12 protein-coding genes and 2 pseudogenes are annotated in these 16,079 nt (G+C 56.0%); 4 read left to right on the top strand and 10 right to left on the bottom strand.

The window, feature by feature from the left end; translation table 11 throughout:
- Nucleotides 1-49 precede the first annotated feature (49 nt).
- The gene (locus SPI6313_RS11310) at nucleotides 50-784 is read right to left on the bottom strand and encodes a DevA family ABC transporter ATP-binding protein (protein ID WP_072621090.1); all 735 of its coding nucleotides are present in this window, start codon (nucleotides 782-784) and stop codon (nucleotides 50-52) included.
- A 13-nt stretch (nucleotides 785-797) separates the two neighbouring features.
- Nucleotides 798-1,964, bottom strand: coding sequence for an ABC transporter permease DevC (gene devC / locus SPI6313_RS11305; RefSeq protein WP_072621089.1), 1,167 nt, complete (start codon nucleotides 1,962-1,964; stop codon nucleotides 798-800).
- Between the two features lie 27 nt (nucleotides 1,965-1,991).
- Between devC and SPI6313_RS25380 the strand changes: the two genes are divergently transcribed.
- Nucleotides 1,992-2,192 (top strand): hypothetical protein, encoded by a 201-nt coding sequence (locus SPI6313_RS25380; protein WP_072621088.1) that lies wholly within the window; start codon nucleotides 1,992-1,994, stop codon nucleotides 2,190-2,192.
- 110 nt (nucleotides 2,193-2,302) lie between these two features.
- Here SPI6313_RS25380 and SPI6313_RS11295 read toward each other — a convergent pair whose 3' ends face one another.
- Complete coding sequence (locus SPI6313_RS11295) at nucleotides 2,303-3,487, bottom strand: HlyD family efflux transporter periplasmic adaptor subunit (RefSeq protein ID WP_072621087.1); 1,185 nt, start codon at nucleotides 3,485-3,487, stop codon at nucleotides 2,303-2,305.
- 123 nt (nucleotides 3,488-3,610) lie between these two features.
- Between SPI6313_RS11295 and SPI6313_RS11290 the strand changes: the two genes are divergently transcribed.
- Nucleotides 3,611-4,231, top strand: a complete 621-nt coding sequence (locus SPI6313_RS11290; RefSeq protein WP_072621086.1) for a TetR/AcrR family transcriptional regulator — start codon at nucleotides 3,611-3,613, stop codon at nucleotides 4,229-4,231.
- 65 nt (nucleotides 4,232-4,296) lie between these two features.
- On the opposite strand, the pseudogene SPI6313_RS11285 reads toward SPI6313_RS11290, so the two are convergent.
- A pseudogene (locus SPI6313_RS11285) lies at nucleotides 4,297-5,112 on the bottom strand (RNA-guided endonuclease InsQ/TnpB family protein); the annotation flags it as partial.
- 68 nt (nucleotides 5,113-5,180) lie between these two features.
- On the opposite strand from SPI6313_RS11285, the gene SPI6313_RS22345 reads away from it, so the two are divergent.
- Nucleotides 5,181-6,006 (top strand): IS1 family transposase gene (locus tag SPI6313_RS22345; protein ID WP_139276619.1). Its coding sequence is split into 2 segments (ribosomal slippage): nucleotides 5,181-5,530 and nucleotides 5,529-6,006, totalling 828 coding nucleotides; the frame shifts between segments, so codons are not numbered across the junction.
- Nucleotides 6,007-6,013: 7 nt separating this feature from the next.
- On the opposite strand, the pseudogene SPI6313_RS11270 reads toward SPI6313_RS22345, so the two are convergent.
- Nucleotides 6,014-6,328: pseudogene (locus tag SPI6313_RS11270) on the bottom strand (RNA-guided endonuclease TnpB family protein); the annotation flags it as partial.
- A gap of 212 nt (nucleotides 6,329-6,540) precedes the next feature.
- Nucleotides 6,541-7,260: a response regulator transcription factor gene (locus SPI6313_RS11265; RefSeq protein ID WP_072621083.1), complete on the bottom strand. Its 720-nt coding sequence runs from the start codon at nucleotides 7,258-7,260 to the stop codon at nucleotides 6,541-6,543.
- 307 nt (nucleotides 7,261-7,567) lie between these two features.
- Between SPI6313_RS11265 and SPI6313_RS11260 the strand changes: the two genes are divergently transcribed.
- On the top strand, nucleotides 7,568-8,188 hold the full coding sequence (locus SPI6313_RS11260) for a CPP1-like family protein (protein ID WP_072621082.1): 621 nt from the start codon (nucleotides 7,568-7,570) through the stop codon (nucleotides 8,186-8,188).
- On the opposite strand, the gene SPI6313_RS11255 is transcribed toward SPI6313_RS11260, so the two are convergent.
- From SPI6313_RS11255 to SPI6313_RS11235, 4 genes are all read right to left on the bottom strand, one after another.
- Nucleotides 8,180-8,887 carry an HAD family hydrolase gene (locus SPI6313_RS11255; RefSeq protein WP_072621081.1) on the bottom strand — a complete coding sequence of 236 codons (708 nt, stop codon included), beginning with the start codon at nucleotides 8,885-8,887 and terminating at the stop codon, nucleotides 8,180-8,182. The genes SPI6313_RS11260 and SPI6313_RS11255 overlap by 9 nt on opposite strands.
- Before the next feature lie 139 nt (nucleotides 8,888-9,026).
- Nucleotides 9,027-13,559, bottom strand: a complete 4,533-nt coding sequence (locus SPI6313_RS11250) for an ankyrin repeat domain-containing protein (protein WP_072621080.1) — start codon at nucleotides 13,557-13,559, stop codon at nucleotides 9,027-9,029.
- Between the two features lie 82 nt (nucleotides 13,560-13,641).
- On the bottom strand, nucleotides 13,642-14,139 hold the full coding sequence (locus SPI6313_RS11245) for an HNH endonuclease (protein WP_072623103.1): 498 nt from the start codon (nucleotides 14,137-14,139) through the stop codon (nucleotides 13,642-13,644).
- 754 nt (nucleotides 14,140-14,893) lie between these two features.
- Nucleotides 14,894-16,018 carry an RNA-guided endonuclease InsQ/TnpB family protein gene (locus SPI6313_RS11235; RefSeq protein ID WP_072621078.1) on the bottom strand — a complete coding sequence of 375 codons (1,125 nt, stop codon included), beginning with the start codon at nucleotides 16,016-16,018 and terminating at the stop codon, nucleotides 14,894-14,896.
- Nucleotides 16,019-16,079: the final 61 nt, after the last annotated feature.

Genomic DNA, 16,079 nt, shown 5'->3' with positions numbered 1-16,079 from the left:
CCGTTGCTCAGTGGCCAAAGGTCTAGAGTGGGTGCGATCGCACCCACTCCTATGACTCACTAACCCCAGCGGCGGCACTGGTTTGGGCATCGGCGCGGATCAGGCGGCCATCTTCCATTTCGACGATGCGATCGGCCACGTCTAGGATGCGGTTGTCGTGGGTGACGAGGAGGATGGTGCAGCCCTGTTCCTTGGCAAGGCGTTGCATCAGGGTGACCACATCGCGGCCGGATTGGCGGTCGAGGGCGGCGGTGGGTTCGTCGGCGAGGAGGAGTTTGGGCTGACTGACGAGGGCGCGGGCGATCGCCACTCGTTGGCGTTGACCGCCGGAAAGATTAGCGGGGTAGTAGGTGATGCGATCGCCTAATCCCACCGTATCAAGGGCATGGGCGGCGCGATCGTGCATCTCTGCAATGGAATATTGCGGGTGTAGTTCTAACCCCATGCGCACATTTTGCAGGGCGGTGAGGCTGCCGTGGAGGTTGTGGGCTTGGAAAATATAACCGATGTGGCGACGCACATCGACCTGTTGCCGATTGGTTGCGCCACAGAGTTCCGTGCCAAGAAACTTCAAACTCCCCCCTTGCACCGATCGCAATGCCCCCATCAGGGTTAACAATGTGGTTTTGCCGGAACCAGAGGGGCCGGTCATAATCACGATTTCCCCGGCTTGGATTGTGAGGTGGATGTCATATAACACCTGTTTGCGGAGGTCGCCCGTGCCGAAATAGTGGCTGAGGTGAGCGATCGCAATCACGGGTTCATTTTGAAAAGTTTGGGTCATGATTTATCCATCCTTAAAACATATCGGCGGGATCAGCGGCTTGGAGGCGGCGGGTAGCGATCGCGCCTGACATCAAACACATCACCAAGGTTAGCCCAAACACCACCACCGCCCGATGCACCGTCATCGCGATCGGGAGTGCCGTCGCATTGGCCGCCATCCGGTACAACCCCAGCGGCAACACAAACCCCGGCACAAACCCCAACACCGCCAAAATCACCGCTTCTTCAAAAATCACCCCCAACAAATAGGCATGACGATAGCCCATCGCTTTAAACGTGGCGTATTCCTGCAAATGGGCGTTCACATCCGTAGACAACACCTGATAGACAATCACCACCCCGACAATAAACGCCATCGCCGTCCCCATCGTGAAGATAAACCCGATCGGGCTTTCCCGTTGCCAATAGTTTTGCTCGGCGGCGATAAATTCGGTTTGGGTAAGGACATTGACATCACTGGGCAACAGGGTACGGAGTTGGGCGGCGATCGCATCGGGATCGGCTCCCGGTTCGAGTTGCAACAGACCGAGGCTGATGCTGCCCACATTGCGCCGGGGAAAGATTTGTAAAAAGGTTTGATCGCTGGCCATCAGCATCCCATCTGTCCCAAAGGATGCGCCTAAGCTAAACAGACCGGTGATCGTCAGGGTGCGCCCTTCGGCTTCGGTGGTGACGATTTGGCCGCTGTCTACGGTGGCTAAGACCTCACCATATTGACCCCGCGATCGCCGATCAAAGATCACATGATCCGGCAGTTTCAACCTATCTTGCTGGGCATTCAAATCCGGCAACTCAAACACCCGATCATCCGGGTCAAATCCCACCAATTGAATCAAGGTATCTTGGCGGGTTTGGGGATTTTTCCAGGTGAGAATGCTCGAATAAAGCGGAATACCGTGACGCACACCGGGCACATCCAGGGCTTGATAGATACGACGGCGGCTGAAGGTGGATAGGTTTTGAGTATTTTTGGCTTTGGGGCTAACGAGAATCACGTCGGCCTTAAAGCTGCGGGCAATGCGGGTATTGCTGTCAAAGAGGGAGGCTTGGAACCCCAACTGCATGAACATCAACACATCCGCGAAGGCAATGCCCGCCAGGGCAACGAGGAGGCGGCTGGGTTCGTGGCTGAGTTGGAGCCAACCGAGCCAGGTACGGCGGCGCAGGGTTTTGAGCATGGGGGTACGGGGTTGGCTTGAACGAGAGTGAATCAGGGAAGCGAGAACGAGGGGAGCGAGAACGAGGGGAGCGAGAACGAGGGGAGCGAGAACGAGGGGAGCGAGAACGAGGGGAGCGAGAACGAGGGGAGCGAGAACGAGGGGAGCGAGAACGAGGGGAGCGAGCTAGAAGCTCGCACTACAGAGGGATCAATCCGGTCAGGGGTTGCTCACTACTTGGCTCACTAATGCTGGGTCTGAACGAGGGGAGCGAGCTAGACGCTCGCACTACAGAGGGATCAATCCGGTCAGGGGTTGTGTGAGGCTCTGGCTCACTCATTTCAGATCTGGATTAGCATTTAATCCCCCAAGGCAATTTCAATTTCTACTTGAAGGTTGGTAAAACTGCGGGCGCGATCGCTCGCGTCGGGGTCGAGGTGGATCGTCACTTCGATGACGCGGGCATCGATGTTGCTGCTGGGGTCAGTGTTGACCACCTCTTGCTGTTGGACTTTGGCTCCAATTTGGGTGACGGTTCCGGTGAGGGGTTCCCGGAGGGCGGCACTGGTGATCCTGGCAGTTTGGCCGGGGCGGATGGCTTGGATGTCGCTTTGATAAATTTCCGCGATCGCCACCATCTGCGCCGTCTGCCCCAGTTCAATAATGCCGTCGGGGCTAATCACCTCGCCGCCCTGGGTATAGACATCCAACACCACGCCGTCACGGGGCGATCGCACATCAAGCTGCTCAAGATTAGCCTGGGCTTGCTGCACGGCGGCTTGGGCTTGGGCAACTTGGGCTTGGGCTGCCTGCACATCAACGGTGCGCACCTCGGCCAGTTGCTCCAAGGTGGCGGTGGCGGCTTGGAGTTCGGGGGCTTGGGTGGTTTGGAGGCGGGTTAGTTCGGCGCGGGCGGTTTCGAGGCGGCGTTGGGCGGTGTCGCGGGCCAGTTGTTTTTGGTCATGGTCGAGGGCGGAAATGGCCCCATCTTGATAGAGGGAATCGTAGCGGCGAAATTCTGCGATCGCGTTTTCTAACTCCGCCTCCCGTTCCGCCACAACGGCCTGCTGGGCTTGGAGTTGGGCGGCGCGATCGGCTGTGATTTGGGTGATCGTGGCCTGTTGAGCCGCGATCGCCCCCGGTTTCGCCCCCGCCTGCACTTGGTTGAGTTGGGCGATCGCAATCTGGACCCGGCTTTGGGCTTCGGCGACGGCGGCAGCGAGGCGATCGCGCCCATCGAGGACGGCGATAATCTGCCCCGCCGAGACGCGATCGCCCAGGCCCACCCGCAATGCTGCAATCCGTTGCTCTTGGCTCGCGGTGGACGCTTGGACTTGAATCGCCTCCCCTTGAGGTTCTAAACGCCCCAACGCCGTCACCGTCTCCCGTTCCACCACCTGAATCGGCGACGCGGCGGGCACATCCGCCACCGATTGTTGTTGCCAATACAGCCCGCCCGCCGTTAAGCCCAGGACAGCTAAACCCAAACCCGTCCAGCGTCGCCAGGGTTTAGAGGTGGGGGGAGTGAGGGGGAGCGAAGACATCGGGGGCAACCTCCAACAGGAGTAACATTGAGGAATAATCTTAAAACTAAACAGTTTAGTTTAGTTCCTGCTATTAAACTAAACAGTTTAGTATGGAGTTGTCAAGCTCAATTTCTGCCACCCATGCCTGTTGATTCTGGTCGCTCTTCCAATTCCACTGATAAACGTGATGTGATCCTCGATGGAGCGATCGCGGAATTCCTCAACCGGGGCTATGCGGCCGCCAGTATGGATCGCGTCGCCACAGCGGCCAGCGTCTCCAAAGCCACGGTCTACAACCATTTTCAAAGCAAAGATCAATTGTTTGTGGCCATCATTGAACGCTTGGTGCGCAGTAAATTTGCGGGTATTTTTGAACCGGAACAGGTGGCCAAAATGGTCAACGAACCGCCTCAGTCGTTCCTGCGCACCTTGGCCACCACGATGCTGCAAGTCCCCGCCAATGACCCCGAATATCTCGGACTAATGCGCACTGTGATCGCCGAATCCGAACGTTTCCCCGAACTCGCCGAAACCTTCCTCCGGGAACTACCCGCCGTCGCCCTCGCCTCTCTCACCTACTATTTCACCCATTGCCCCCATTTAGATGTGCCCGACCCCGAAGCCACAGCACGGATTTTCGTGGGTGCGATCGCGCATTTCATCATCACCCAACACCTCCTCCCCGGCGCTGAAATTATCCCCCTCGACCCCGCCCGCCTCATCGATACCCTCGTCACCCTGATCACCACACCCCAGCCCTAACCTCGCCCGACCAAAATAGATTCAGTTGACTTACTCCCCCGTTTAGAAAACGGGGGATTCTGGGATCAAACAGCAATAGCAGGCAACGCCTGTCTGACATCACCTAACCCAATGGCTGAAGCCCCAGCCACTTTAATATTCATCGCCGCATTCTCATCCCGGTCATTCTCTGCCGAGCAACTGGGACACCGCCAATGGCGAGTCTCTAAATCCAGATGCTCCAAAATATGACCACAACTTGAACAGGTCTTGCTCGAAGGGAACCAGCGCTCAACATAGACCACCCGCTTCCCCTTCTTCGTCGCCACCCACTCCAGGATTTGCAGAAACTCCCGAAACGCCAAATCACTCACCTTACGCCCCCAGAGCCGCTGCATCGCCTTGAGGTTTAAGGTTTCAAAACACAGCATATCAAACTGATTCGTCAGTTGATGGGCTAACTTCCAAAACCAGTCCCGCCGTCGATGGGCAATATCTTCATGCTTGCGGGCTAAGTTCAATCGGGCACGTTCCCGATGGGCTGAACCCTTTTGCTTACGGGACAACTCTCGACTCGCTTTGCGAACCGAGTTAAGTGACTGCTTGAAGAACAAGGGGGCATCAATCTTGAATCCCTCAGAACAGGTCAGAAACGTCTTAAGTCCAAAATCAAAACCAGCAATGTTACCTGTCTCGGTTTTGACTTGGGGTTCTGACAGGGTATCTACCGTGACAATCATGAACAGTTCTCCCAAGGGAGTTCGTTTAATCGTCACGGTCTTGACCTTGCCCTCAATGGGACGAGAGTGCCAATATTGATAGACTTTGTTCCCAANNTCTGACCCGNTGCCACCGAGGAATTTGTACCCAGCTTGCTTGAGGGTGAAGGATTTGTATTTTCGGGTCGGTAGTGCGTCAAAATGATGTGGGTTTGGTAAAGTAGAGGAATCGTTACCACTGCACTAAAACTATGGAATGTCGGCTCTGCGGTCATCCCAAAACCCACAAACACGGCAAAATGCCCAATGGTCATCAACGCTACTTCTGCCCTCACTGCCAGCAAACCTTTGCCGAGAGTTTTGACACCCTCTACTACTATCGCCATGTTACTCCGGAGCAGATTGAGCAAGTACTTCAAGCCCACAGTGAAGGCACTAGCTTGCGAGGAGTCAGCCGCATCAGCGGATTAGCCTATAACACCGTGGTCAGTATTATTCGTGCCGCCAGTGCTAAAGCTTTGCTGGTTCATAACGACCAAGTGCAGGGCGTGGAAACGGAGGACGTGAGTGCTGATGAGATGTGGTCATTCGTGAAAAAACAAACAATGCTTGCCCGAAGAAGTTGAAGTAGGCGATTGCTGGATTGCGATGAGTTTGGCAGATTCGAGCGGGTTAATCTTGACAGCACGAGTGGGGAAACACACCGATGAACTGATTGAAGAACTGGTGGTGAGCACGGAGGGAAAGACCCATTGCCAGCAATGGAATAGTGACAACTGGGGAGGATATGAGCGGGTACTGCCGCTGGAAATTGAGCACTACATTGGCAAAGACCAAACGCAACGGTTGGAGCGTACCAATGGAATTATCAGGCAGCAGACGGGTAGGTGGCATCGACGACAGAACAAGTTTGGCAAACTGTGGCAGCAGACAAAGGTGACGGTGCGTTTAGTGGTGAGTTATTTCAACTGGATCTGGCAGCACAGTCGCTACAAGAGCACGGCGGCACAACGAGCAGGATTGACTGACCATCGCTGGAGTTGGCAGGATATCCTCTCCTTCCCCACAATAATCTAATGCACTACCTTCGGGTCTTCTTAAAGTTTGGCGGGCGAACGCCTTTTTTGTTGTGTTTGAAGAACAGTTGATACGCTTTCTCAATTCGTTGGCAGATATCCTGTACGGCTTGAGAACCCACCTGCAACCACCAGGGGTTCCGTTTCCGAAGCTTGGCGATGTGTTTTTGTAGTCGGGCGCAGTTCAAGTGCTTGCCCCAGATGCGGTAGTACCGTTTGTGGAGGGCAACACAATGGTTGTAGATACGCCCTGCGGCATTGATTGTCCGCTTGAGGTATCTATTCCGCTTATGCTGGTAGAGCTTGAACTTGAGCGTTTTCATGGTTGCTATGATACCTCGGTATCACGGCTGAATAAATTCAGCCCTTCGCTTATATCCCCCGTTTGGAAAACGGGGGCTTTACGCTTTACATTCGTAATTCTTATTATAGTGCTCCGCTTTGGTCTGTTCGGCTGTCCCGTTGGGCTGCGAGGCCGTCCACATCGCTGGGCGATTCAATCGGCTGTTACTAGGCGATCGGGGGGGTGGGTGTGTTAAGCGTCGGCATTGGCGACGTTGAACTTGTAGCCAAAACCGCGAATGGTGGTGATTAGGGAGGGTTGGGAGGCGTTGGCTTCGATTTTTTTGCGGATTTGGCCGATGTGGACATCCACAACCCGCTGATCGCCGAGGGAGGATTCGTCATAGTCCCAGACTTCGCTGATTAACTGGGCGCGGCTGAGGGCTTGGTTGGGGTTTTTGGCGAGGTAATAGAGGAGGTCAAATTCTAAGGTGGTGAAGGGGACTTCGCTGCCGTTGACTTGGACGGCGCGTTGGAGGGGATCAATGGTGAGGTTTTCAAACTGGAGGAGTTTTTGGGTGACGGGCTGACTGACGGGGCGAATGCGCTTGAGAATGGCACTGACCCGCAGTTCTAATTCTTGGAGGTCGAAGGGTTTGGTGAGGTAGTCGTCTGCGCCTTTGCGAAAGCCGATCGCTTTGTCTTCGGTGTCGGTGCGGCTGGTGAGCATGAGGACGAAGACATCGGTACGCTTTTGCATCTCTTCGCAGAGGTTGTAACCGAGGGCATCGGGAAGGTTAACGTCAAGAATGACCAGGGCGGGGTTGAAGCGTTCAAAGAGTTCTAGGGCCGATTTCCCATCAGCGGCAGCTTCGACGTGATAGTCTTTCTGGCGAAGAAAGCGATGCACCAGATTACGGATCGCCGGGTCGTCATCCACGATGAGGATCTTGGTGGTGGGGTCGGTCGCCATAGTTACTCTTTAGGAAAATTCAAACACACCATTTTTGCGCGTTATTCTGGGTGTTCACATTACGAGTGTACTCAGAATTTTAGACAAAAATACGGTGGAGTACGGAGAAGTGAGAAGATTGGACGGTCAAGGTACAGTTTTCGAGACAGGGAAGCACTGCGATCGCTTCAACGATTGTCGCAGATTGAGACGGTTCGGGCTACACTACTGAAAAGCTGATGCGGGCAACCGCTAGTCTGCCACCATCCCATTGAGATGGACGGGTCGGCCGACCCTCGTGAACTGATCTTCAGAGGTATTCCAAGAGATGAGCGAACAAAACTCCTATGAAATCCTGGGTGTAGCGACAGAAGCATCCTTTGACGAGATCCAATCTGCCCGGAGTCGCCTCAGTCAAGAATATAGTAGCGATCGCAAGCAGGTCGAAAAGATCGAAGCGGCCTACGATGCGATCATTATGGATCGCCTCAAACTCCGCCAAGAAGGAAAAATCAAAGTGCCCGAAGGCATCCGTTTTCCGGAACAAAAAAAACCCAAGCCGGCCCCCGTGGCGGAGTCATCCCCCTCGCCGTCTTGGCTCCAAGATTATCTAGACACCCCTTCCCAGTGGGACATTGTGATTCCGGCGATGGTCTTTGGGGTGGGAGCGGCGTTGACGCTCTTGGCCCAAAGTCCCAATGATCCGGTGCTGGCCTTGGTGTTTACCTTTGGGCTGGTGGGGAATGTCTATTTCATCACCCGTAAAGAAAAGCGGTTTGGCCGGGCGCTGTTGATTTCGCTGTTGGCGATCGTGGTGGGCACGACAATCGGGTCACTGTTGGCCAATTTGAGCGGGGTTCCCCTGGGTAATGGGGGGTTATCTGCGGCCCAAGTGGTGAATGTGGTGACGTTGGTGATCTTTTGGCTGGTGAGTAGTTTCCTACGGTAGGGGCGATCGCGTCAGCGACAGGGGCGGACAGATGATTTCGAGGGCGGCGGCCAGGTCAGCGACGATGCGATCGGGGTAGTAGCCCGCGAGACGTTCGCGATCGCGAATTCCCGACAACACGCCAATCACGGGAATATTGTGGGTCTGGGCGGCCACAATATCCGCTTCAGTATCGCCAATCATCCAGGTTTTTTCCGCCGGGGGGAGTGTCGCGAGGGCCTGGGCCATCAAGAGCGGTTTATCATTCACATCCCCGGTTTTGCTGTAGGTGTTGCCGATGCAGTAGCGTTGGGAAGGGGGGAAGAAACGGCCCAGATCGTAGCGGTCGAGGGGGATGCTCAGTTCTTGCTCGCGGCGCATCGTGAGGATGGCGAGATCAATCCCGTAGGCCTGGAGGATTTCGAGACTTTCCACGGCGCGGGGAATGAGGCGATCGTAGACCAGATAGGGCACTTGATGCACCAGTTCTCGGCGCAGGTGGGCAAAGTGGCGGGCTTGGTCAGGGTTGAGGCCGGAACGCTGCCCGATGGCGCGTTCGGGGACTTTAGCCCGTTTGCACCGCCAAAAGTCCGGTTTGGAGAGGAGGGTGACGGGTTGGTCTGGCGCTTTGGCGCGTTCTAGACACAGTTGATAGACGTGATAGTACCGTTCGGATACGTCCATAATCGGGCCATCGAAATCAGTGATCAGCCTCAGCATCGGTTTTGGATGTTCCTTGTCAATAGACGTTAAGGGTTGAATGGGTTGCCGGTGAAGGATGCCCAAGATTGCGGCAATCTAGCTTTCGTTGTACAACAAAAGCTAGTTTTTTGGGGAGGATGGGCGGTGATGGGATGGATCAGGAGTTTTGTTGCTCCAGGGCTTGCTCGATGAGGCGAACGGCTTCGGTGCGGTTTTGGCGTTGGGCGTATTCGAGGGGGGTTTGGTCGTTGTGATCGGTTTGGTTGAGATCTGCGCCGGCATCGAGGAGGGTTTTGAGCATGGGGATGCGATTATGGCGCACGGCAGTGTGGAGGGGAGTGGTGGCATCGCAGTCTGCACAGATGGCGTTGAGGTCAGCCCCGGCGGTGAGGAGGAGTTGAAAGAGGTCGGGCTGATTGGAGGCGATCGCCCAATGTAGGGGTGTGCCATGGTCAGGGGAGAGGGCGTTGATGTTAGCACCGGCATCGATCAGGGCTTGGGCGATCGCCACCTGTTGGCTGTGATGGAGAGCGGTACGGGCTTCGGGGTCTCGCTGATTCACGTCAGCCCCTTGAGCGATCAAGGATGCCACCCACGGCAGTTGATCGGCCTCCACCGCGAGGATCAAGAGACTTCGCCCCTCCGCATCGGTGTGGTTGAGATTTGCGCCAGTGGTGAGGAGGCGCTCAACGAGGTCAAACTGTTCGGCGGCGATCGCACAGTGGGTTAAGGGCAGTCGGTTGTTATGGAGAAAAATCCCATTGGGATTACCGCCCCGTGCTAGGTAGGGGTCGAGGGTTTCGAGGTGGCTACAGAGGTGAGCGGGGAGAATGCCGAGATAGCTCGGCACGGCCCATTTATAGGCCGTCAGGGTGAAGAGTGCCGCCAAGATTACCCCTTGGCTGAGGCTTTTGCTGTGAATGCCGGTCCGAATCAGATGCCAGAGTTGGGCGATCGCCACAATCCCCACCGTCACCCCCGCCACGATCACAGGAGCCACCCCTCCCCAGGTGATCAGCGCCTCCATCGCCATCCCGGCCCCAGTGGCGATCGCTAAAATCCCCAAACCGCCCCAGCCCCCCCAATAACGGCGCAGGGCCTGACAAACCCGCAACCCCGGCGGTGCTGACACCACCGTAATCGGGCGCAACCCCAACGCCGCCCCCGACAGCATTAAGGCGGCGATCGCCCCCCACACCACCGCCCCCAAGGACGACCAGCGCACCGTCGCATCCACCGCCCCCACCAGCACCAACACCCCAGAGGCAAACAACGCCCCCAACTGCACCGACGGATTCCCCACCTGCCGTCCCCAAAAATACCCAAAAATCGACAGCATCACCCCCACCGCCAGCAAATACGCCTGGGGTGTCACCCCCACCCCACTAAAAATATCCAGAGCCGCCGCCGTCAACGCCCACACCAGCCCCCACCACACCCCCAAAAAGCCCCAGGGAAAATCTTGCCACCGTTGTCGCCAGGACACCGGTGGTGTTTCAGCCGCAGGATCTGCTTGGTAGGGGGTTTGGCGGGTTAAAAAGGTCTCTAGGTAGGGGCGCACCCCTTCATCCCAACCCGCTGGGGGCTGTTCCGATAATTGCCAATCCAGGGCCCAAAGTTTGCCATAGCCATTGGCCATGGTGGTCAAGGCGTAGCGGCTGTCTGGACTGAGGGCGACCCCCGTTACCGCTGTCCCCGGTACATCGAGGGTAAAGACACAATCACCCCTCAACACATTCCAGAGGCGGGCCGTCTGGTCGGTGCTGCCGGACAGGATGTGGTGACTATCTCGGCTGAAGGTGGCGGCGGTGACGGCTCCACTGTGGCCCCGCAGGATGTGCAGCCGTTGCCCTAACCCCACCGACCACAGGATTAAGGTTTGGTCTTGACTGGTGGAAACGAGGTAGTGACCATTGGGACTGTAGGCGATGGAGGTGAGGTTGGATTGGGGGGTGGTGACGGTTTGGAGGCATGTCCCCGTGGCGATTTCCCACCGTTTCCAGGTATTGCCCGCCTCAGCGGAAACACAGTACAGACTATCCGGACTAAAACAGAGGGCTTGCACCGCCCGACTATGGGCTTGCCAATAGCGGACACGGCGGCCGGTGGTGAGATCCCAGAGGGTGAGTTCACCTTGGGCAGTGCCGCCCATGAGGTAGTGACCGTCAGGACTTTGGGCAAGGCTGACACAGTAGAGGGATTGGGTATCGAGGGTTTGGCGTAGATCGCCGGTGTCCGCATCCCACTGTTGGAGGCCGCTGGTGCGACTGCTGGTGACGACGCTTTTGCCGTTGGGGCTGATGTCGCAGCAGTCGAGGTAGCCTTTGGGGTTGCCGACCACTTGGCTGAGGGTGCGATCGGGGGTGATGTGCCAGCGTTTGACGAGGCCATCTTGGCTGCCGGTGAAGGCTTGGCCGTCGAGGCTGAAGCGGGCGGTGTGGATGCTGCCGATGTGGGCGGTGAAGGTTTGCAGTTCCCAGCAATGGGCGATCGCTGGCCTGGGCAGGTGGGTGTAGAGGCTCGTCCAGAGGTCAAAGGCGCGGCGGTCTTGGCGATAACTGGGGAGCGATCGCACGGCCTTTAACTGGTGCCAAGCTTCGATCCAGTGGGATTGCTGGAGGGCGGCTTCGGCTTTGGCAATGCCCTCTTGATACTGCTGGAGGGTGGTGGATTGGGTGGTGGTGGATTGGGCGGTGCAGAGGCGGAAGGGGGCTTGGTAGGCAATCTGTTGTTGGTCGATCATCCAGAGGGTAAGCTGTGAGCCACCGACGAGCACCTGTTTCCCATCGGGGCGCAGGGATGCCACGCTGGACGGGTGATCCGTGAGCGATCGCAACCATTGCCCCGTTTCCAGAGACCACAATTCCACCCGCTGCCCCGCCACGAGGCACACTTGGCCGTCCTGACTAATCCCCACCGAATGAATTCCCGCCGGGGTTCCCGTCAGGGTGATCACCACCTGGCCTTGGAGCGTTCGCAGGGTGACTTCCCCCGCACTGGTGGCCGTCAGACAATGCTGACCATCGGGATGAAGGGCGATCGCACTCACGGCTTGGTCAGGGGCGATCGTGCCTAAACAGGTTTCCCGGTAAATATCCCACAGACGCGGCTGCGAACTGACCGTGACCCCATAGGAACCCTGGACCGTGAGGGCGATCGCCGTGCCATCCCCATGGCAAACAAACAAACAGGCCCCCGTCGCCACCTCCATAATTTGCAGCATCGTCGCAGTCTTGCGCAGGAAAAACCGACTATCCGGACTCCAGCGTTGCTGCACGGCGGTGGGGGTTGGGGCCAGGACTTCCCATTCTTGGAGTTGGGGAAAGGTGCAAAGACATTTCCCCGTCATGCGGCTCCACAGTTTCAGGGTTTGGCTATTGGTTTCGGGGTGATGGGCGAGGGAAATAACGTAGCAGCGATCGGGGCTAAATTGAGTCAGGGTAATCCGTTCCCCCGGATGTCCTGAAAGGCGGTGGTGTTGTAGGGTGCGGCATTCCCACAACACTAGGCTGCCGTCTTGATTGCCCCAAATGGCGTACTGGCCGTCATCGCTGTAGTGCAGAGTGGCGATCGCCTCCCGCTGGAGCACTTGCCCGTTGGCATCATCGGTTGGGGGGTTGGTTTCTTGGGCGAGGGTGTAGGCGGCTTGGAGGGGGGGCGATAGGTTCGGAGTATGAAGCCGGTAGCGATCAAACGCTGCCTTGGCCGACCGGGGATCATTACGTTCTAAATGCAGCAAACCCACCAGATCCGCCGCTGTGGGCGGAAAGGTTTCCAACACTTGGCAGATCTGGGATTCGGTGATTTGGCGCGATCGCCACAGCCAGAGTAGCCGGTTATAGGTGGCCGCCGGATGGTGGGGGGTAACCTGTCGCGCCTTATCCCAAAGCCGTAGCGCATCCTGGGGCCGATTCAGGTCAATCAGCGCCACGCCCTGGTTATTATAATTCTCCGCCTGCCAATGTTTCGCTGTGGGGGCTTGGCGGGTATAGGGGCGATGGCAGAGTTCATGGTACTGCCCAATGAGCCGTTGGATACACTGTTGCAGGGTCGGGGGGCGGTCGGTCTGGCATTGTTGAAACAGCGTCTTCAGCGGGGCGGGCAAAAACTCCGGCCCCGGCGCGAGATCGAGAATAATTTTCACCCACTGGCGGAGGTCATCCACCGGCCGCCCCACGGTCGGATAATGCAGATCCGTCAACTTCACCGTGCCTTGTCCATCCAGGAGAAGATTCGAGGCCTTGAGATTGCCGTGGACTAAGCCTTGGCGGTGGAGATAATCTAACCCCCAGGCGGATTGAATGGCGATATCTAAAACTTGTGGGAGGGCGATCGCATCCGCACTCCGGGACAATCGCCCCGTTTGCATCCATGTTTGCAGACTTCCCGCCGCCAAATATTCAGAGAAGATAATTAACTTCCCTTGCCATTGCCGCACATAGTAAAAACTAGCCAGATGGGGATGCAGTCCCAATTTGAGCCAGGTTTTACACCGTTTCCGAAAGGCTTCGACCGTGGCTTTGGTCTGTTGGGGCGGCGACCAGACCTTCGCCACCATCGCTTGATGCCAATGGCGATGGTAAACCTGATAGGTGAATCCCGATTCCTGTTCTCCTAGAACTTCAGCGACCCGATACAGGTTAAGGAGGGTTTCACCAACGTTCCAGTGATCCGAAACCTGCACCTGCATTGTTGACTACTGCTCTCTTGCGATCGTGATTTAAACCCTGATTGTAGCAAGGGCGTGGCAGAGATGGGACTCGCAGAACTGCTTAGACCCCAATCACATACTTTTTCCATTCAATGTTGCGGCCACTGCGAATATACCGAGCAATTTCAAAATGCAGGCTACTGTACGGACGGCGGGGGATGGATTTAAGCTGCATTTGGGCTTCGTCCGGGGTGCGGCTCCCTTTTTTGACGTTGCACCGCACACAGGCCGCCACCAAGTTTTCCCAGCTATCGGGCCCACCGCGCGATCGCGGACTGACATGATCCAGGGTTAAATTGTCGCCCCGATAGTCACAATATTGACAGGTGTGATTGTCCCGTTCAAAAATATTCCGGCGGGTCAAGGGGATTTCTTTGTAGGGAACCCGCACATAGTAGCGCAGCCGGATCACGGTGGGATGGGGAAACCGGGTATAGAGTTCCGTGGTGGTGTATTCAAGTTGTTCTGCTTTGCCCTTCAGCAGTAAGACAACCGCTCGCCGCCAACTCGTGATGTTGAGTGGTTCATAGGAAGCGTTTAGCACCAGAACCTTGCTCATGGGGCCCCTCTGCAACCAGGATTGATGATAGGTGGGTGATGGAAATTTACCCCAAATGTTAGCATAGGTCTCTAATTCGGGGGCCAACTCTGCCGGGAGATAACAATCCTGGCGCGATCGCAATCTGCCCCAATCCCAGCATTAAAATGGTGGGTATGGCCAATCCACCCGAAACCAGGAAATTTTTAGCCATGGATTTGCGATCTTGTCTTCAGAACTATGCTGCCATTGTGGTTGTTACTACCTTGTTTTGGGGGGAAACTCCGTGGGTCGGATCGGCTGCCATCGCGTTGGATCACCCCACGACTCACGCCCAAGTCTGGCCGGATTTAGACAATCCTGATGCTCAGATGATTGTGTTTGCGGACATGTTGTTAAACATGGATCTCACCGCCGACGCGATCGCCCTCTACGAACAACGCTACACCCGCTTCATCGACCAAGGCGAACCCGACAGCGCCGCCCTCACCCTCCTCAGCGTCGGCGATCATTTTGCCCTCCGAGGACACCTCAAAGACGCTATCCCCTATTATCAACGAGTGACAACCATCACTGATGCCACCCTCAGTGCCTGGCTCATCCGTGATGCCCAAGATAAGATCGGCGCAGCCTATTTAGCCCTCGGTGACTTCGAGGCAGCCCGTCAGAGTTACGAAGACCGCCTCGCCCTTGAACGCAGCATCGAAAGTTCATGGGCCGAAACTGAAACCTTGATTGACTTACTCCCCCGTTTAGAAAACGGGGGATTCTGGGATCAAACAGCAATAGCAGGCAACGCCTGTCTGACATCACCTAACCCAATGGCTGAAGCCCCAGCCACTTTAATATTCATCGCCGCATTCTCATCCCGGTCATTCTCTGCCGAGCAACTGGGACACCGCCAATGGCGAGTCTCTAAATCCAGATGCTCCAAAATATGACCACAACTTGAACAGGTCTTGCTCGAAGGGAACCAGCGCTCAACATAGACCACCCGCTTCCCCTTCTTCGTCGCCACCCACTCCAGGATTTGCAGAAACTCCCGAAACGCCAAATCACTCACCTTACGCCCCCAAAGCCGCTGCATCGCCTTGAGGTTCAAGGTTTCAAAACACAGCATATCAAACTGATTCGTCAGTTGATGGGCTAACTTCCAAAACCAGTCCCGCCGTCGATGGGCAATATCTTCATGCTTGCGGGCTAAGTTTAATCGGGCACGTTCCCGATGGGCTGAACCCTTTTGCTTACGGGACAACTCTCGACTCGCTTTGCGAACCGAGTTAAGTGACTGCTTGAAGAACAAGGGGGCATCAATCTTGAATCCCTCAGAACAGGTCAGAAACGTCTTAAGTCCAAAATCAAAACCAGCAATGTTACCTGTCTCGGTTTTGACTTGGGGTTCTGACAGGGTATCTACCGTGACAATCATGAACAGTTCTCCCAAGGGAGTTCGTTTAATCGTCACGGTCTTGACCTTGCCCTCAATGGGGCGAGAGTTCCAATATTGATAGACTTTGTTCCCAATCCTGACCCGGTTGCCACCGAGGAATTTGTACCCAGCTTGCTTGAGGGTGAAGGATTTGTATTTTCGGGTTTTCTTGAAGTTGGGCGGTCGAACGCTTCTATCTTTGTGTTTGAAGAACAGTTGATAGGCTTTCTCAATTCGTTGGCAGATATCCTGTACGGCTTGAGAACCCACCTGCAACCACCAGGGGTTCCGTTTCCGAAGCTTGGCGATGTGTTTTTGCAGTCGGGCGCAGTTCAAGTGCTTGCCCCACATTCGGTAGTACCGTTTGTGGAGGGCAACACAATGGTTGTAGATACGCCCTGCGGCATTGATTGTCCGCTTGAGGTATCTATTCCGCTTATGCTGGTAGAGCTTGAACTTGAGCGTTTTCATGGTTGCTATGATACCTCGGTATCACGGCTGAATAAATTCAGCCCTTCGCTTATATCCCCCG

The organism is Spirulina major PCC 6313 (genome assembly GCF_001890765.1).
In the GTDB taxonomy this organism is placed as follows: Bacteria; Cyanobacteriota; Cyanobacteriia; order Cyanobacteriales; family Spirulinaceae; genus Spirulina; species Spirulina major.
Note: the sequence above shows the minus strand (reverse complement) of the source record. Positions and strands in the feature narration are given on the sequence as shown.